Source organism: Agrobacterium leguminum, assembly GCF_005144435.2.
Classification (GTDB): domain Bacteria; phylum Pseudomonadota; class Alphaproteobacteria; order Rhizobiales; family Rhizobiaceae; genus Agrobacterium; species Agrobacterium leguminum.
The window spans coordinates 1440740-1458374 of the sequence record NZ_CP120211.1 but is presented as its reverse complement, the minus strand read 5'-3'; the positions used below and the strand labels follow the sequence as shown (position 1 = coordinate 1458374).

Here is a 17635-nt window from a genome sequence, read left to right as displayed (position 1 = left end):
ACAAGAATGCACGTATTGTGCCAGATCGGAAGCGGGCTTGAAGAAAAAACTTCGATCCCCCGGCTTTCCGACACAAAATGCATTCGCTTTTTGCGCTTTTCCAGCCAATTTCTCGCGGAAACCCGAAAAATCCATCAGCATTTCTGTGAATTTGTATTATTTTAGTTTTTTTGAATATTTGGAAAGGTGTGATCAGAACAATAGCCGTTTGTTTATATTTTATGCATTTGTCTATTATTTAGACATGGCTATTTGCTTATTTTTGTATCGATTGCCTTTCCGGCGTTTTGAAGGGATGATCGGGACATGAAATCCCTTCCGCGCCTCTTCCTGATCGATCCTGTTGCCATGGCCCGCATCGATGCGGCGGCCGGGCAATCCGGCATTCCTCTTTATGATCTGATGGAGCGGGCGGGGCAGGCGGTTGCCGCCTCGGTGCTGCGTCACTATCCGCAGGCGCAGCGTTTCGTCGTGCTCTGCGGCGGCGGCAACAATGGCGGCGATGGTTATGTGGCGGCGCGGGCGCTTTTGCAGAGCGGGGCGGTCGTCGCGGTTCATCATCTCGGCGATGTCGGCGCGCTCAGCGGCGATGCGCGGACGGCATTCGAGCGGAGCGGCGTGACGCCGCTGCCGCTTGACGGCTATGCGCCTCTTGCCGGCGACGTGGTGATCGATGCGGTGTTCGGGGCCGGATTGTCCCGCGATGTTCCGCAGGAGCTTATTCGGGTGATCGAGGCGGTCACGCGGGCGAAGGTGCCGGTTCTCGCCGTCGACCTGCCCTCGGGCCTCTGCGGCAGGCGGGGCGTGCCTCTCGGCGCATCGTTCAGAGCCGAGCGGACGGTGACCTTCATGGCGCGCAAGCTGGGTCATCTGCTGATGCCGGGGCGGGAGCTTTGTGGAACGCTCGAGGTATTCGATATCGGCATTCCGTCCCGCATCCTTGACGCCCATGCGGGATCGGTGGCGGAAAATAGCACGCTGATCTGGCGGGATGCCTTGCCTCATGCCGATATGGAAACCCATAAATTCCGTCGCGGGCATCTGACCGTCTTTTCCGGCCCGGCCCATACGACGGGCGCAAGCCGCATGACCGCGCTTTCGGCACTGAAGGCGGGGGCGGGCATCGTCACCATCGCCGCGCCGAGGCAAGCGCTCGACGTGCTGTCCGTCACGCTGACGGCGGTGATGAACGCACCGGTGGACGATGCCGACGATTTGCAGTCGTGGCTGGACGATGGGCGTCATGGCACTTTCGTTCTCGGCCCGGGTTTCGGCGACCTCGAAAAGGCGCGGCAATTCGTGTCCCTGCTTGGAGACAAGGCGGTGGTGCTGGATGCCGATGCGATCACGGCTTTCAGGGATCACAAGGAGGACCTGTTTGCGCACGTCACGTCAGGCACGGGCAAATTCGTGCTGACGCCGCATGAGGGCGAGTTTGCGCGACTGTTTCCCGATCTTGCCGCCGACAAGATGCTGAGCAAGATCGAGAAGGCGCAGGTCGCCTCGGCGCGCAGCGGCGCCATTCTGGTCTACAAGGGAGCGGATACGGTGATTGCCGCGCCGGATGGCCGGGCGCTGGTCAACACCAATGCTCCCGCGAGCCTTGCTACGGCTGGGTCAGGCGATGTGCTGGCCGGTATCATCGGCGCGCTGCTGGCGCAGGGAGCTCCCGCCTTCGAAGCGGCCGCGGCCGGTGTCTGGCTGCATGGCGAGGCTGGCCATAGGGCAGGCGACGGCTTGACGGCGGAGGACCTCGCCCATGCGGTTCGGCCGTTTGGGTGACTTGGTCTGATTGTGTTGGAGCAGGACTGTGAACCGGGTCGTTGCTGGCCGCTCGCTGAACCTGCGATCTTACCACAGTTTTATCATCCGCACTCCGTCACCCCGGGGCTTCGGGGTCCAGTGCGATCAAGTCCTTGATCGCAGGAGACTCTTCTCACGGCGCAGACGCGCCTTGGCTGGATGCCGGATCTAGTCCGGCATGACGAAGGAGAGGTTTATCCCTGAAGCAAGTCCGTCGCGTTTGCGGCATTCAGCCCGCATTCAATGCGCAGCCTTGCCTGCCTGGCTCGCCATTGCCATCCGCGAGGCGCTGATAAGGAGTTTGCGTTCGGCGCGCTCCTGCTGCGGCGTGCGATTGTAGATTTCGCGATAGCACTTGGAAAAATGCGAGGCGGAGACGAAACCGCAGGCGACGGCGACTTCGACCACCGGCATGGCCGATTGCACCAGCAGGTGGCGGGCGCGGTCGAGGCGGATTTCGAGATAATAGCGGGCAGGCGAGCGGCCCATTTCCTGGCGGAAGAGGCGTTCCACCTGCCGGCGCGACAGATCGGCGGCGTCGGCGATATCGAGCAGCGACAGCGGTTCGGCAAGATTGCCTTCCATCAATTCGATGATCGACAGAACCTTGCTGTTCTGCACGCCGAGGCGGGCCCGCAGCGGCAGGCGCTGGCGGTCATTGGGGCTGCGCACCCGGTCGGTCAATTGCTGTTCGCAGACGCGGTTGACGAGGTTTTCGCCGAAATCCTGGCCGATCAGGCTCAGCATCATGTCGAGCGAGGCCGTGCCGCCGGCGCAGGTATAGATGTTGCTGTCGACTTCGAAGAGGTCCGCGTAGACTTCCACCTGCGGGAAGGCCTCGGAAAAACCGGGCAGGTTTTCCCAGTGGATCGCGCAGCGCTTGCCGTTCAAAAGGCCCGCCTGTGCGAGAATATGGGCGGCGGTACAGAGGCTGCCGATGGCGATGCCGCGATTATAGGCTTCGCGCAGCCAGGCATTGACGGATTTGTTGATGTGTTGATCCACATCGATGCCCGAACAGATGATCGCCATTTCCGGGCGGTTTTCGCCGCTGACGTAGCGCCGCTCATCGGCAAGACAGGTATCGGGCTCAAGACAGATGCCGCTTGACGACATGACCTTCTGGCCATCGAGCGAGGAGAGACGCCACTCATAGGCCTGATAGCCCAACATTCGGTTGGCGATGCGAAGCGTTTCAACCGCTGCGGCGAATGGCAGCATGGTAAATTGCGGAATGAGAAAAAAGACGATTGAGCGCTTCTTCTGGGAGTTTCTGCTCATTTGCCCGTGCTCCGTTGCGAATACGCAATTCCTCCCTTGGAATTGGTCTTCTGGATGTCCTGTTTACGACATCTTTAACGAAAAATACGCCGTGGAATCGGGGCTGTCAAAAAATCGCTTTTGAAATATGCAAATTTTGCGACAAGCCTTTAAAAAAGGCGGTGTGTCGCATGTAAAACAGGCAGGCTATTTTGCGCCCTTGTCCTTCCATTCGAAGGACGGGCAGGGATGGCTCGCACGTCTGGAAACGTTGCGAGCCACCGGTTGAATGTCATCTGCGGATGACGTTTATGCGGCTGTTGTCCGTCGTCGGCCATCCGATATCCTTCAATGTTTCAGGCGGCAATGCCTCCAGTGCGCGAAGCATTTTTTCGCGACGCCATGCGGCGTAACGGGCGGCAACATGGTCGGACAGGCGATGAAGCCAGCCGCTGGATGACGGGCGGTGCGAGGAACGGTTCGCCACGGGGAGATAATGTATCATGGTCATGTCTTGATCCTTTCCTGAACCACGATCCTGTTTGCGACTTCGGTATGTGCTTGCCGACGAGGCTAAATCCGCCCCGTCAATCGATGTCCCGGATGGTGCGCGCTTGTTGACATTCAATCAAACGAAATGATATCCATCTATAAATCAAAATATTTGAAGGTGCGTGCCATGACCGTGACTTTCCGCCAACCGCTACCGTTGCTGGATAACGACATATTGAGAACCTTCGTCGCCATCGCGGAAACGGGAAATTTCTCCACCGCCGCAGAAGTGGTGTTCAGAACGCCGTCTGCGGTTTCCATGCAGATCAAGAAGCTTGAAGAGCAGTTGAAAACGACGCTTTTCCTGCGCGATGCCCGCTCGGTGACATTGACGGCGCATGGGGAGACGCTTTTGACCTATGCGCGGCGCATGATCGCGCTGTCCAACGAGGCCGTGTCGCGTTTCGTCATGCCGGAGCTTTCCGGCGTCGTCCGTCTCGGCGCGCCGGAGGATATTGGCGAGCGTGGCCTGCTGCCGGGCATTCTCAAGCGTTTTGCCGAGGCTTTCCCCGGCATCATGATCGACGTCACCATCGATTCCAGCTCCAATCTTTATAAGCGCATGGATGAGCAGAGGCTCGATCTTGCCCTCGTCAACTGTGCCTCCCATCCCCTTCGGGATACGGGCGAGGTGCTGATGCGCGAGCGTCTGGTCTGGGCGGGCGCAAAATGCGGTACCGCCTATCTGCGCGATCCGCTGCCGATCTCCATCTGGGAAGAGGGCTGCATCTGGCGCTCGGAAGCGATCCATTCGCTGGAAAAGCGCGGCCGTAATTTCCGCGTGGCCTATCTCAGCGGCCATACCATGGCGCAGCGCGCGGCGATTGCCGCCGATCTCGCCATCGCGCCGCTGCCGCGATCCTATGTGCAGAACGACATGGTCATTCTGGGCGACAAGGAAGGCCTGCCGGAACTCGGCTGTTTCGATATCCGCCTGATCATGGGTGACAAGGCGTCGCGCCCTGTTCTTGCCGTGGCTGAAAGCATTCGAAACGCTTTTGTCGAAGTCGCCAAGGCGGCCTGAGATATTGGAGGTGCGCGGCGGCCGTGGCTCGTCGCGCCGTTAGAATCGCGGTTTTAGCCCGCCATCGAATCCGGCGATGCCGAACGGTCCACCGCGCCGGTTTGCCAGCTTCCACGCTTGACCAGCCAGTCGGCCGAATTCTGCAATCCACCGAAGGGGAAGACGTGAATTTGCCGGATCGGCCCCTGCGGATTAGCCTGCCAGTGCCGCTCGATGGGTCCGACGATGCTTTCCGGTGAATGGCCCTTGGCGAGCGTCGTCAGCGAAAGCGCATTTTTCTTGAGATAGGCGATAGAATTGCCGACGCCGCAAAGCGCGGCATATTTCAAAAGCGTCGTGATCTTGGCCGGGCCGGAAACGCCGATATGCACCGGAAGCTCGATGCCTGACGCCGCTAACCCTTCCGCCCAGGCGATGAAACGCGCGGGATCGAAACCGAATTGCGTGACGATGCGCATTGCGGCATCGCTTCTTTCGGCAAAATCGCGTTTCAGCCTGAGTGCGGCCATCGCCGTTTCGTCGTTGAAATCCGGGCTGCCTTCCGGGTGGCCGGCGATGGCGATCTGCCTTATGCCGCAACGATCGAAAATGCCGGTGGACAGCATGTCCATGCTGGATGCGAAGGTACCGGCCGGGCGGTCGACGCCGCCGCCGACAACCAGAACATCGGTTACGCCCGCTTCTCCGGCAAGCCGTTTTACCTGTTCCTCAAACGCTGCGCGGGAGGGGATGCGCCGCGCTGCAAGATGCGGCACCGGCTCGTAACCGAGGTCGCGCAAATGTCCTGCGGCTTCGACGAGCCTTTCCTGCGAGGCGGCTCCAGTGTCGGTGAGATAGACGCGCACGCCCTGCGGAAAGAGACCGGCAAGGTCGGTCGAGCCAAGCACCTGCGCGGGCGAGGCTTCGATGGAGGCGGGAATGATGGAAGCGGCGGAAATATCGGGCAATTTGTGCGTGATCCTTTTTATTATCATGCACCTATTTTGCGGCGAAGTCTGTGCCTGTTGCGGCAAGACAGGCTTGCATCTGCGACGAAGCTCGGCCCTAAACCCTGACGCGCGGCTTCACCAGATCCGTTTCGTCAGGCCGTTCCAAAGCCAGGTCCAGATGGTCGGCGGGAAGCGCAGTACCGATTTGCCGGGTGAGGGCGGCTGCGGTGCAAGGCTGCCGGAAAGGGCGTCCTCGATGGCGCTGACGGCGATATCCACCGAAGCGGCGGTCAAAAGCAGCGGGTAGGTGGCAATTGTGTCGGAAGGGGATGGTTTCAGCCGCTTCTCGTAGAGCGTAGCGCCGGTATCCACGCCCTTGTCGACCAGATGCACGGTCGCGCCGAAATTGCCGCGGTCTTTTTCCACCAGCGCCCAGTAGCCGCCCATCTGCCCGCGATAGGCGGGGTTGATGCCGGCATGGAAATTGATGACCGGGCATTGCAGGGCCTGAAGCGTGGTCGGTGTCAGCAGGCGGCAGGAAATGGTGAAGATCGCCGCCGGTTTCAGCAGATTGGCGGCCTTGCGGCATTCCTCATCGTTGAGCGAGGCGAATTGGGTGACGGGGAGGCTGTGGTGGAGATCGGGAGAAAGGCCGTGTTCGGCGATGATCTCATCGCTTCTGCGAAGCGTGAAGCGCTTGCCGAGCCGTGAGGCGATCATCGTCGCCATCTGGCCCGCAGCGACTATCCAGCCGAGCCGTCGCGCGCGCCGCCTGAGAATGACCGATTTGCTTTCCGGCTGCTCCATGAAAACATGGATGTCGGGAAATCGGGCCGCCAGCGCATTGATCATGACATTAGGGTTCACCCCGCCCGCCGTCATCACCAGAAGCCGATTGTTGATGTCAGTCATATCACCCACGGGATTTTCCTAAGCCATGATCCAGACGCCGAGTTTCACGCGTGAACTTCAAAACCATGTTAATTTTCATCGACAGGATTTTTTGAAATGCCGCTGGAACGGATTTTTGGGACTCACGTTATTGTGACGCATATCACATCGGTACTTGCCTTTGGACGGCAAGTCATAGGGGAGTAGTTTCACATGATCACACGCATTCTTTCGACCGTTTTCGTGGCTTTGTTGACCGTTGTCACCCTGAGCTCCTGCGGTAACACCATTCGCGGCATGGGTCGTGACACGGCGAACGCCGTCGACGCGACGCAGGATGCAGGCCGCAATGTGGACCGCGCCGCCCGTCGCTGACGACATCTCCCCTTAAAGGTCCGGCGTCATCCTGAAACACGGGTGACGCCTTTTCTTTGACCGAATTTTTCTGCGAATGTGCCCCGACGAGAATCACGGGGCGGGCATGAACGGATCGATGAAAAGACTGGCGAAGCTGCTGTTGCCATTGCTGTTGCCGTTTTCGGCTCAGGCCGGCGGGCAGGCGGATTTCTGCAGGGTCATGGACCATGCGGGCGGTCGTTATACGGTCTGCAGTTTCGACCCGGCAAAAAGCACCATCCGGATTTACGACCGCGATCATGTCTCCGGCGAGGGATATGGTTCATTCGCCGCTCTCTCGTCGGCGCTATGGCGGCAGCACATGTTCAGCGTCTTTGCCATGAATGGTGGCATGTATCATTCGGACTATTCCCCCGTCGGGCTCTTTATCGAAAATGGCATCGAACGCTCGCCGATCAGCACCGGCGGCGGCTGGGGCAATTTTCATCTTCTGCCCAATGGCGTGTTTTATCTGAAGGGGGCCGCGGCCGGCGTGCTGGAAACGCAGGCCTATCTGGCGGCCGGCGTAAAACCGGACTTCGCCACGCAATCCGGGCCGATGCTCGTCATCGATGGCAAGCTGCATCCGCGCTTTCTGCCCGATAGCGACAGTCTGAAGCGGCGCAACGGCGTCGGCGTTTCCCGCGACGGCATTGTGCATTTCGCCATTTCGGAAAATACCGTGCGCTTTTACGATTTCGCCACGCTGTTCAGGGATGTGCTGGACGCGCCGAATGCGCTCTATCTCGATGGCACCATATCCAGCGTCGATATTCCCGCGATGAAAAGGCGGGACTCGCTGTTCCTGATGGGGCCGATCATCGCCGTTGTCGACAGGGTGCCGGATTAGCCTGAACGATCAGATCGGCGCCTTGGGATAGGCTTTTTCGAGACCGGCCGATGCCGTCAGCCCCTTGCGGAAGGCGAGAAAAGCGGGATGCTGGCTCGCCCTTGCGGTTTCCGCGATGCGAATCTGCAGCCGGGCAGGGGCATTGCCGCCAAGCCATTCGCCGGTTGTTTCCAGCTTCAGGCTGTTGAGGAAGCGGGCATTGGTCTGCTGGTCGAGATAAAGATTGAGGCCAGCCAGCAGGTTCTCGTCCTGCAGGGCGTTTTCCATCAACAGCAGCACCCAGGCTTTATCCTCGCTTGCAAGCGAAGTGAGCTTCGATGCGACCGTTTCGCGATCAGGGAAGGAGGATGCCTGCTGCATGGGGTGACTCGCATCGTTGCCGTTGCCATCGTCGATAAAGCACAGGTTACGCCCTTTCAAGGCGCAGTATTTCAGCGCGGGAAGTTCGACCGTAACGTGCCGGCGGCCGGGGTTTTCAACAGGCGTTTGTGCATAAGCTTTAAATAACGGTTACACTTTAGTCCAAATTGCGGCGATCGCCAAAATGGCGCTTATGCGGGCTTCACGCTAACGCCTTGTTTTTTCACATACCTATGCACGGGGCGAATGGCAGCTTGTCAAAAACGCCTTCATTTAGCCGCTTTTTGCATTTGCCTTCGCCGCCGGATTTTAATAAATGCTTGCCTCAACGGGCCGGGTCTTGAAGATCCCCCGGAGAGTGAATAGCTGGAGTAATCATGGAAGAAACCGCTCAGAAATCCTGCTGGGGCGTCACCTTGCGCGCACTTGCAGGCTTTGCCGCTTTTCTCGCATTGACGTACATTTTTGGCAGCCCATAAGCATCTCTCCTGAATGACGGGTTTTGAAACGGCGCGGTTTTCCTTTGGAAACCGTGCTGTTTTCGTTTGAAGGCAATTATGTCGCAGCTGCGCAAACCGCTGACGCTCTTTTGTGGCGATCCGTTTCGGCTTTGGATATGATGGTGGTGGAATCCATTCTTATTCAAGGCGAACTTCATGTTTCTTTCGGTCTTTGACGTCTTCAAGATCGGTATCGGTCCTTCGAGTTCCCATACGATGGGGCCGATGACGGCAGCCAACCGCTTTCTGGCGCTGATCCTCAGCGATGAGTGGCCGCGGCCGGCAGGCGCGGCCGTTGCGCAGCTGAAGGTCAGCCTGCATGGCTCGCTCGCCTTTACCGGCATCGGCCACGGTACCGGGCGTGCCGTCATTCTCGGCCTCACCGGCGAACGGCCGGATATTGTCGATCCCGATGCGATGGACGCCATTATCGAGACGGTGGAAAAGGCCGGCACCGTGACGCCGCCCGGCCATCCTTCCTATGTGTTCCGCCCGGCCGAAGATCTGGTCTTCGACAAGAAGAACCCGCTGCCCGGCCACGCCAACGGCATGACCTTTTCCGCCTTCGACAATCAGGGCAGGCTGCTCATCAAGCGCATCTATTATTCCGTCGGCGGCGGTTTCGTCGTGACCGATACGGAGCTGGAGGCGATCAAGCAGCGCGGCAAGACCATCGATAACGGTCCGCGCGTGCCTTATCCCTTCGCCACCGCGCGGGAAATGCTGGATATGGCGGCCCGTTCCGGCCGCACCATCGCCCAGATGAAGCGCGCCAACGAGGAGACGGTGGTTTCCCGCGAGGAGCTGAACGAGCGTCTCGACCAGATCTGGGAAGCGATGAACGGCTGCATCGAGCGCGGGCTGAAAGTGGACGGCATCATGCCTGGCGGCTTGAAGGTGCGCCGCCGCGCCCGCTCCATTTACGAGAAGCTGAATGCGGAATGGCGCAGCAACCGGCTGAACCCGGTCATGGCCAATGACTGGCTGAGCGTCTACGCCATGGCGGTGAACGAGGAAAATGCCGCCGGCGGCCGCGTGGTGACCGCGCCGACCAACGGTGCGGCAGGCGTCGTTCCTGCCACCGTCAGATATTTCCGGCATTTCCATGAGGATGCGAGCGTCGATGACGTGCGCGACTTTTTGCTGACGGCGGCCGCCATCGGCGGCATCATCAAGCACAATGCTTCGATTTCAGGCGCGGAAGTGGGCTGTCAGGGCGAAGTGGGCTCGGCTTCCGCCATGGCGGCGGCGGGCCTTGCCGCGGTCATGGGCGGATCGCCGGAACAGGTGGAAAACGCCGCCGAGATCGCGCTCGAGCATCATCTCGGCATGACCTGCGATCCGATTGCCGGGCTTGTGCAGGTGCCGTGCATCGAACGTAATGCCATGGGCGCGGTGAAAGCGGTGACGGCGGCCTCGCTGGCGCTGAAGGGCGACGGCCAGCATTTCGTGCCGCTCGATGCCTGTATCGAGACCATGCGCCAGACCGGCAACGACATGAGCGAGAAATACAAGGAAACCTCCACCGGCGGCCTTGCCGTGAACGTTGTGGAGTGCTGAGCGGGCAGGGCGTCAGGCATGGTTGCCATGCTTGACGCCCGCCGCAAAAAGGCATTGATAGAACCATGCCTCTACATCTCATCAAACTTTGCGTCGGCGCGGATTCAATCCAGGACTTGAGAGACTGGGTCGCGCATCGTGCTCTGACCGCAATTGCCGCAGGCCTTGAGCCCCACAGCGTCCACACCACCCGGATGATCCCGAAACGTGTCGAGGAATTGCTCGAGGGCGGTTCGCTCTACTGGGTCATCAAGGGGCAGGTGCAGGCGCGGCAGAAACTTCTCGATATCCGCTCCTTCAAGGGCGAAGACGGCATTTCCCGCTGCGATCTCATTCTCGGCCCGGAGGTTATCGAAACCTCACCTGCGCCGAAGCGCCCGTTTCAGGGCTGGCGTTACCTGAAGGACGACGAGGCGCCCCGCGATCTCGGCGGCGGCACGGGCGGCGAGGATATGCCTTCCGATCTCAGGCGGGAACTGGCGGAGCTTGGGCTGCTCTGACGCTCAACGGATTTGAACATGAAAAAGCCGGCATCCTTGCGGAGCCGGCTTTTTCATTTGGGGAGACGGGTCGGTCGTGCGGTCAGTTGATGCCGCCGACCGCATTGGTGGCGCGGCCATCCTGAATTTTGACCCAGCGGCCGGGATTGGCGGTGTCCTGGCGCTTCAGGTAGGTATATTCGGTTTCCGACCAGTTCATGACCTTATTGCGCATGTTGTCGAGAACGAAATCGCCACGATCGGTGCGGACGGTCAGAACGGCATGGCCTTCGCCATTCGGCTGCAGAACCACGGTGATCAACAGGTTGGAAGCGGAGAAGCCCTTGTTCATCAGCATCTTGCGCTTCAGGAGCACGAAGTCTTCGCAATCGCCGACCGTGGTGGGATAGGCCCAGCGTTCTTCGACGCCATAGATTTCCATGTCGGTCATCGGCGTAATGGTGGTGTTGACGGTGTAGTTGACGTCGAGCATCGTCTTCCAGCGCTCTTCGGTCAGCTTCATCGGGCCGTTGTCCAGCGAGGTCGGCTGGCATTCGCTCTGATAGGTCTGGCAGAATTCATAGTGGCCGATCGGCGGATTGGCCTTGCCGATGACGCGCATGACGGCGGCCGGCGAGGCGCTTGCCTGATGCGCGAAGGCGCTGACGATGAATGCGATCAGAGTGAAAACGAAACGGTTGTTCTTGTTCATTGCTTGTCTCCCCGTGGTGAGGAGACATTCGCAGGTATATTTTGACCCGGCGGAAATTTGCGAAGCGCAATTTGAGCTTAAATTTCAGCAAATTAGCCGTTGTTTTGAACTGTATTCGAACTAGTTTTTATGCGTGTTTGAAGCAAATTTTATTACAATTTTACGCATCCTGGCTTTAGGCTTTTGGTAGCCATCTAGACCGCTGTATTGACAGCGGTTTTCGGCGTCCTGCGGTTTCTGCGGTCGCGCGCAGCGGGCTGGCGGCGCGTGGCGAAGAGGTGGATTTCCCGTTTTGGGATGGCTGTTTCAGGCTGGGACAGGCCGGAAAAAGCGACAAAAAAACTTCAAAAAAACTGCATTTTTTCTGGAAAAAAGTTTTGCGGAGCGATTTTCGTGCCGTTGATGATCTGGCCAAGGGCGCAACATGTTCCGCCGCGCTCATCCTTTTTACCGACTATGGTGGATCCAGGTCGGTCTGCCGCATGCCATAGGCGTCAGGGTATGAAATGGGAGTTCGGTAGCGAGAAGTGAGAATAAAGCACCTGACGCCAGGAGCGGCTGGTGAGCCCGATATGGGCGAAGACAGAGCATTGACTGCCAAGGCGCCGTCGGGGAATCTTCGCAATTATGCGATTGGGGCGAGCGCAAAACGCGCCCAAAATGCCGTACGCATTCTTACGGGCGCAAAACCTGCCGTGTCCGGGTGGAACTAGTTAGAGAAATTCGATCAGTGCGTCGGGCGACTGGACGCGGTCGAATTCGACGGCGACGCCTTCCATGAAGTGGCGCACGATCTTGCCGCTCATGTTCTTGCCGAGCTGGACCCGGCTTCCGAGCGGCGGCCGGTTTTCGATCTCGATTGCCGCGCCCGACAGGGAAAGGTCGATCAACCTGCAGGCGACGAGCACGCCGTCTTCCAGAACGAGCTGGGCTCTCGCATTGCGCGGCGTCAGGCGGTCGTGGCGACGGTCTTCCGGCAGGCCGAGCAATTGACGCTTGGCGATCCAGGCGAGCTGCGCGGCGAGTTTTTCCCGCTTGCGCTCCGGCGCGTTGATGGCGATGAGGAAGCCCGATGCGGTGAGCGATGTCACCGTGCCTTCGATCCGGCCGATATGCTGGAGATAGGCGATGACGCGGTCACCGTGGCGGGCAATGCCCGAGCAGGTGAACTGCGCCCTCTCGGCGGTCATCTCGGTCGCAGTGCAATCATATTCTTCATGGTCGGGCAACATCAGACGGCCGGTGAAGGACACACGGACGGCGTCGTCGAGATGAGCTTCCTCAACCGGACGCAGGATTTGGGCGGTGTTGACCGAGCGGGACGAAAACATGGGCAGCGCAATTGTAATGAATGATGACGGTAAGTTTCTACCCTGCGCGAGTTAACAGACTGTATTGTTTAATCTCTACAATTTTTCTGATCGGCAATATCGTTACAGTTCTGACGTATTTTTTTGAGATTCCGGTGCTGCCGGACCTCTCCCGGAGGGGCGGAGAGCGTTGGAACAGGTCCGTCAGCAGCTTTCGGTGCGCGGTGTATCCTCGGCCCCCTTGTTCAGCGGATACCCTGCCGGTGCGATGTCCAGGCGCAGCAGGCGGCTGCTTTGCATGGACAGGCACTGGATGGGCGCGGCGAATTCGTGTCGCGGCCGCTCCGCAAGCAGTGCCCCGAGCAACCTTGGGGCGGTGTCGGGATCGGTGCGTAGCGGCAGGAGCAGCATTTCGAATGCCAGCGGTGCCGCGCCATAGCTGTCCTCTGCCTCGACATCGAAGACCACGGGCAACTGGTGGTGCAGGATGCCGCGCGCGACACGGCAGGGGAAGACGGCATTTGCCGGCTGCCACAATTCCGAAAATGGGCGATCCCGCAATTCCCGGCCGAACAGATCGCAAAGACGTGTACCGGCAAGGCGGAAAAACGGGGTGTTCTCTCCCTTGTCCGTGAGGATAAAAAGATCGCCAAGGTGATGTTTCAGCTTTGCGGGATCGATGTCCTCGCGTCGCGGGGCCGATCGCTTGCCGCGCAGTTCATCCCAATAGGCATATATGTCCAGTCCGGCCATGCTCTTCATAGCATCTCTCCATGTTCGTTTTTGGGACATCATGTCCATCCGAACGTCTGTATCTGGAGGTGTAGCGATTTTCGTGCCAAGTGGATTTGTTAAGGTTAACAAAGGGTTGATATTGCCCAATGGCGATAGTCGTGGCATCGGAGCGGCCATGTCGGGGAAAGCTCCGTCAGCACAATTCGATGGCGTCGCCTGTTATTTTAAGGCGGGCCCGCAAGCCGGACCGCCCGCGGCCCGGCGTCCTTGCCGATAGCGGTTTGGGCGTCGAGCGCTTCGAAGGCGGGACGGCTTTTTTTTCGTTCGGGCTTCCTATATTGCTCGGGGAACGCAAAATTCGACCAAGACAGGGATGGGATCATGTCCTATGGGGACGGCGAACAGCCGCCGGTTTCGGAAACGCCGGAGCCGAAAGACGACACGAACAATCCCGTCTTCAACCTGCCATCGCTGCTGGTCGGCATTCTGGCCGCGCTGATCGTCGCTTATGTCGTTCCCGCCTATCTTCTGTCGGAGGAAGGTAATGGTTGGTTCATCTTCACCTTCGGCTTCATTCCGCTACGTTATGCGGTGCCGTTTTCCCAGCAGGGGCTGGAATGGCTCTGGACGCCGGTGACCTATTCTTTCCTGCATGGCGGCATCGAGCACATTCTCTTTAACGGATTGTGGCTGATGGCCTTCGGAGCGCCCGTTCTGCGCCGGATCGGAACAGTGCGCTTCGTGCTGTTATGGTGCATTTCCGCCGCCGTTTCCGCCTTCGGTCATGCGGCGCTGAACTGGGGCGATGTGACGGTGCTGATCGGGGCGTCGGGTGTGGTTTCGGCGCTGATGGGGGCGGCCTGCCGCTTCGCTTTCCCGGCACGTGGCGGATATAGCGCCTCCTTCGGCCATCTGATGCCGCGGCAGAGCATTCTTGGTGCGCTCTCCAACCGCACCGTGCTGATCTTCACGCTGATGTGGCTGTTCGGCAATGTGCTGATCGCGGTCGGCGTGCCGCTGTTCGGCGATGTCGGCGGTGAAATCGCCTGGGATGCGCATGTCTTCGGCTTTCTGCTCGGCTTCCTGTTCTTCGGGCTTTTCGATCGACGCTTGGTCTGAGCCGATCACGCTCCTTGTCGGCCGTGGCGCAAATTTGCTTTCGCGCGTCCCATCCGGGATTGCATTCATGCGGACCTCAGCGCACCATATCCCATGATTTGCAACCGCCGGGGGAGACTGCGGCGCTGCGTATCGCTGAAAAGAGGAGGAAGGCATGCCAACATTCGTAAAGGATCTTCTCGACCGCAAGGGCCGGGACGTCGTGACTGTCGGTCCGGAGGTCAGCATTGGCGAAGCGGCGGGAACGCTGCACGCGCATAAGATCGGTTCCGTCGTCGTGACCGACGCCGATGGCGTCGTTCTCGGCATCTTCACGGAGCGCGATCTGGTAAAGGCCGTGGCGGGCCAGGGTGCCGCTTCCCTCCAGCAATCCGTGTCGGTGGCCATGACCAAGAATGTCATTCGCTGTCATCACAATTCCACCACCGATGAGCTGATGGAAATCATGACGGGCGGGCGCTTCAGGCATGTGCCGGTTGAAGAGAACGGCCGCCTTGCCGGCATCATTTCCATCGGTGACGTGGTGAAGGCGCGGATTGGCGAGATCGAAGCCGAAGCGGAGCACATCAAGGCCTATATTGCCGGGTGAGTTAGTTCGCGAAGCGTATCGCTTCCCTCATTCCTGTGCTTGTCACAGGAATCTAGTCAGCCCAAGTCCTTGGGCTGAAAGGACTCCTCTCTCCACGCAGACGCGTTTCGGCTGGATTCCTGTGACAAGCACAGGAATGAGGGGCGAGGGTCTCGCGCATCAGCGCCGGAACGCCTGCTGCATGCGCTCGAGCTCCGGAATGCGGGAGCGCGTTTCCTCATATCCCCGGTCGATGGCTTCGCTGGCGCGATGGAATTCCGAGAGGCCGATATCGTTGATGCGGGGGTGAAGCATGAGGTCGGGCGGGTCGCCCGCCAGGCGCGAGCGCGAAATCCTGTCCTGAATGATGTTGAAAGCCTGCACCATGACGCCCGGCAGGCCGGGACGCGGCGGGCTTTCCACCGCCGGTGCGACGCCGCCATGCGATGGCGAGGCGGCGTGCTTGACAACGGCGGAACGGCCGAAGAGGTCGTAATTCAGATTGACGGCGACGACCAGCGCCTGCTCATAGGCCCGGCAGACCGAAACCGGCACGGGGTTGACGAGCGCGCCGTCGATCAGGGTGCGGCCGTTGCACTGCACGGGTTCGAAAATGCCCGGCAGCGCGTAGGAAGAGCGCAGCGCGGTGACGAGATCGCCCTGGTGAATCCAGACCTCGTGGCCGGTGCGCAGTTCCGTCGCGACCGCGATGAAGGGATGGTCGAGGTTTTCGACGCGCAGGCCTTCCAGATGTTCCTGCATGCGCTTGGTCAGCCGCATGCCGCCGAAGAGCCCGCCGCCGCCGATGGTGAGATCGAGCAGGCCGGCAATGCGGCGCATCGTCAGCGAACGGGCGAATTCTTCCAGCTCATCGAGCTTGCCGGCGAGATAACAACCGCCGACCAGCGCGCCGATAGAGGTGCCGGCGATCATGCCGATCTTCACCCCGGCCTCATCCAGCGCCCGCAGGACGCCGATATGGGCCCAGCCGCGCGCAGCCCCGCCGCCAAGGGCGAGCGCTATCCTGCGCGTATCGACGATCTGGGTGACCGGCGGTTCGTTGCCGAAGGCTTCGGGGTTGCCAGCCGAAAGTTGATTGTGACGATTTCCCCATCCCAACATGACCGCACTCCCTGCCAGTTCCGTCAGGCTCCGTCCTATCCCCGGAACCCGCTATATTGGTAGCAAATTGGTGCGGCCGATGGAAGGTGGCCGTTCAAGTTGCGGAATAGGTGGTCGCCGGATCGAAATGGCGGGTATCGTCGGTGATCTTCGTCACCGCCTGGCCGTCGGAGAGTTCGACCGTGCGATAAAAACAGGAGCGGCGACCGGTGTGGCAGGTGGCGTCATGGCCGGCGACGGATACCTTCAGCCACACGGCGTCCTGATCGCAATCGGTGCGGAATTCCTTCACCGTCTGCAGATTGCCCGACGTTTCGCCCTTCTTCCAGATCTTGTCGCGCGAACGGCTGTAATAGTGGGCGATGCCAGTCTCCAGCGTCAGCGACAGGGCTTCCGCATTCATATGGGCGACCATCAGCAACTCGCCGTCACGCGCATCGGTGACAACGGCGGTGACGAGGCCGTGCGCATCGAATTTCGGTGAAAAAAGACCTGCGTTTTCGAGCACTTCCTTATCCGCAGAGGCGGATGGAAAGGGAATGGACATGGTAACCCCGGAAAATCAACTGGCGGAACGATGGGAGCGGCGGATAAACGGATCTGCTTCCGCCACTCTGAATTTTCTTGCGCATCGGATTTTCCGAAAACCGCGTTACGGCCTTCGGTCCGGCGCTTAGCGGTTCCGCACCATGGTCATGAAGCGCACCTGTTCGGCCGGATCGTTCTTGAACGTGCCGGTAAAGCTGGTGGTCAGCGTCGTCGACCCCTGCTTGTTTACGCCGCGCATGGACATGCACATATGTTCAGCGTCGATCATGACGGCCACGCCGCGCGGTTTCAGGGTTTCCTCGATGGATCTCGCGATCTGCGCGGTCATGTTTTCCTGCGTCTGCAGGCGGCGGCCGAAGATTTCGACGACGCGGGCGATCTTCGACAGGCCGAGCACGCGGCCCGCCGGAAGATAGGCGACATGCGCCTTGCCGACGATCGGCACCATATGGTGTTCGCAATGGGAGAAGAAGGGGATGTCGCGCACCAGCACAACATCGTCATAACCGCCGACTTCCTCGAAGGTCGTGCCGAGCACGTCCTGAACGTTCAGCTCATAACCGGCAAAAAGCTCGCGATAGGCCTTGGCGACGCGCTTCGGCGTATCCAGAAGTCCTTCGCGGGCGGGATTTTCTCCTGCCCAGCGCAGAAGAACGCGCACTGCTTCTTCCGCTTCGGCCTGGCTTGGGCGAGCTTCTGCCACGTCGGGTTTTGCGCCAGCGCCGGGGAAATTCTTCACGATCGCATCCATTCCGTCTCTCCCGATGCGGGTAAAGGCCGCACCTGAATTCGTTTTTCATCGCGAACTCTTGTTCGCAGTTGCTGCTATCTGGTTGTTTTACAGCATTTTGGCAAGACCGATGCTGTTATTTCGGTATCGGAGCCGTTAATTTCATCACGGCTTGATGTCCAGAAA

At 59.6% G+C, this 17635-nt stretch carries 20 protein-coding genes; 8 read left to right on the top strand and 12 right to left on the bottom strand.

What is annotated here, in order from left to right; translation table 11 throughout:
• Positions 1-306 precede the first annotated feature (306 nt).
• Positions 307-1782, top strand: coding sequence for an NAD(P)H-hydrate dehydratase (locus tag CFBP4996_RS07175; protein WP_080851734.1), 1476 nt, complete (start codon positions 307-309; stop codon positions 1780-1782).
• Between the two features lie 261 nt (positions 1783-2043).
• Here CFBP4996_RS07175 and CFBP4996_RS07170 read toward each other — a convergent pair whose 3' ends face one another.
• A complete protein-coding gene (locus CFBP4996_RS07170; RefSeq protein WP_020810639.1) occupies positions 2044-3084 on the bottom strand; it encodes a GlxA family transcriptional regulator in 1041 nt (346 codons plus the stop codon).
• 271 nt (positions 3085-3355) lie between these two features.
• A complete protein-coding gene (locus CFBP4996_RS07165; protein WP_059760262.1) occupies positions 3356-3574 on the bottom strand; it encodes a hypothetical protein in 219 nt (72 codons plus the stop codon).
• Between the two features lie 126 nt (positions 3575-3700).
• Between CFBP4996_RS07165 and CFBP4996_RS07160 the strand changes: the two genes are divergently transcribed.
• On the top strand, positions 3701-4639 hold the full coding sequence (locus tag CFBP4996_RS07160; protein ID WP_020810641.1) for a LysR family transcriptional regulator: 939 nt from the start codon (positions 3701-3703) through the stop codon (positions 4637-4639).
• Between the two features lie 53 nt (positions 4640-4692).
• Here CFBP4996_RS07160 and CFBP4996_RS07155 read toward each other — a convergent pair whose 3' ends face one another.
• Entirely contained in the window at positions 4693-5613 is a 921-nt protein-coding gene (locus tag CFBP4996_RS07155; protein ID WP_080851736.1) for a methylenetetrahydrofolate reductase, read from the bottom strand.
• A gap of 90 nt (positions 5614-5703) precedes the next feature.
• Positions 5704-6480: a formyl transferase gene (locus CFBP4996_RS07150; protein WP_080851740.1), complete on the bottom strand. Its 777-nt coding sequence runs from the start codon at positions 6478-6480 to the stop codon at positions 5704-5706.
• Between the two features lie 192 nt (positions 6481-6672).
• Between CFBP4996_RS07150 and CFBP4996_RS07145 the strand changes: the two genes are divergently transcribed.
• Positions 6673-6834: an entericidin domain-containing protein gene (locus tag CFBP4996_RS07145; protein WP_003495552.1), complete on the top strand. Its 162-nt coding sequence runs from the start codon at positions 6673-6675 to the stop codon at positions 6832-6834.
• A gap of 106 nt (positions 6835-6940) precedes the next feature.
• Positions 6941-7705: a phosphodiester glycosidase family protein gene (locus CFBP4996_RS07140; RefSeq protein WP_080851742.1), complete on the top strand. Its 765-nt coding sequence runs from the start codon at positions 6941-6943 to the stop codon at positions 7703-7705.
• 9 nt (positions 7706-7714) lie between these two features.
• Here CFBP4996_RS07140 and CFBP4996_RS07135 read toward each other — a convergent pair whose 3' ends face one another.
• Positions 7715-8065: a hypothetical protein gene (locus CFBP4996_RS07135; protein ID WP_080853145.1), complete on the bottom strand. Its 351-nt coding sequence runs from the start codon at positions 8063-8065 to the stop codon at positions 7715-7717.
• 391 nt (positions 8066-8456) lie between these two features.
• Positions 8457-8723: a hypothetical protein gene (locus CFBP4996_RS07130; protein WP_162935857.1), complete on the bottom strand. Its 267-nt coding sequence runs from the start codon at positions 8721-8723 to the stop codon at positions 8457-8459.
• Between CFBP4996_RS07130 and CFBP4996_RS07125 the strand changes: the two genes are divergently transcribed.
• Complete coding sequence (locus CFBP4996_RS07125; RefSeq protein ID WP_035260630.1) at positions 8722-10125, top strand: L-serine ammonia-lyase; 1404 nt, start codon at positions 8722-8724, stop codon at positions 10123-10125. The two genes, CFBP4996_RS07130 and CFBP4996_RS07125, sit on opposite strands and share 2 nt — an antisense overlap.
• Positions 10126-10190: 65 nt before the next feature.
• Positions 10191-10625 carry a DUF1489 family protein gene (locus CFBP4996_RS07120; protein ID WP_035260632.1) on the top strand — a complete coding sequence of 145 codons (435 nt, stop codon included), beginning with the start codon at positions 10191-10193 and terminating at the stop codon, positions 10623-10625.
• 82 nt (positions 10626-10707) lie between these two features.
• Here the strand turns inward: CFBP4996_RS07120 and CFBP4996_RS07115 are convergent, their stop codons facing one another.
• From CFBP4996_RS07115 to CFBP4996_RS07105, 3 genes are all read right to left on the bottom strand, one after another.
• Entirely contained in the window at positions 10708-11316 is a 609-nt protein-coding gene (locus CFBP4996_RS07115; RefSeq protein ID WP_035260634.1) for a transglutaminase-like cysteine peptidase, read from the bottom strand.
• Positions 11317-12029: 713 nt separating this feature from the next.
• Positions 12030-12647 (bottom strand): PilZ domain-containing protein, encoded by a 618-nt coding sequence (locus CFBP4996_RS07110; protein WP_003508056.1) that lies wholly within the window; start codon positions 12645-12647, stop codon positions 12030-12032.
• 183 nt (positions 12648-12830) lie between these two features.
• On the bottom strand, positions 12831-13388 hold the full coding sequence (locus tag CFBP4996_RS07105) for a PAS domain-containing protein (protein ID WP_162935858.1): 558 nt from the start codon (positions 13386-13388) through the stop codon (positions 12831-12833).
• A gap of 354 nt (positions 13389-13742) precedes the next feature.
• Here CFBP4996_RS07105 and CFBP4996_RS07100 point away from each other — a divergent pair, with 354 nt between their 5' ends.
• Positions 13743-14480: a rhomboid family intramembrane serine protease gene (locus CFBP4996_RS07100; protein WP_003523400.1), complete on the top strand. Its 738-nt coding sequence runs from the start codon at positions 13743-13745 to the stop codon at positions 14478-14480.
• A 154-nt stretch (positions 14481-14634) separates the two neighbouring features.
• Complete coding sequence (locus CFBP4996_RS07095; protein ID WP_003523399.1) at positions 14635-15069, top strand: CBS domain-containing protein; 435 nt, start codon at positions 14635-14637, stop codon at positions 15067-15069.
• Positions 15070-15228: 159 nt separating this feature from the next.
• Here CFBP4996_RS07095 and CFBP4996_RS07090 read toward each other — a convergent pair whose 3' ends face one another.
• From CFBP4996_RS07090 to folE, 3 genes are all read right to left on the bottom strand, one after another.
• The gene (locus CFBP4996_RS07090) at positions 15229-16170 is read right to left on the bottom strand and encodes a patatin-like phospholipase family protein (protein ID WP_020811307.1); all 942 of its coding nucleotides are present in this window, start codon (positions 16168-16170) and stop codon (positions 15229-15231) included.
• A 94-nt stretch (positions 16171-16264) separates the two neighbouring features.
• Entirely contained in the window at positions 16265-16717 is a 453-nt protein-coding gene (gene hisI, locus CFBP4996_RS07085; RefSeq protein ID WP_080851753.1) for a phosphoribosyl-AMP cyclohydrolase, read from the bottom strand.
• Between the two features lie 126 nt (positions 16718-16843).
• Positions 16844-17470 carry a GTP cyclohydrolase I FolE gene (folE, locus tag CFBP4996_RS07080; RefSeq protein WP_003495569.1) on the bottom strand — a complete coding sequence of 209 codons (627 nt, stop codon included), beginning with the start codon at positions 17468-17470 and terminating at the stop codon, positions 16844-16846.
• Positions 17471-17635: the final 165 nt, after the last annotated feature.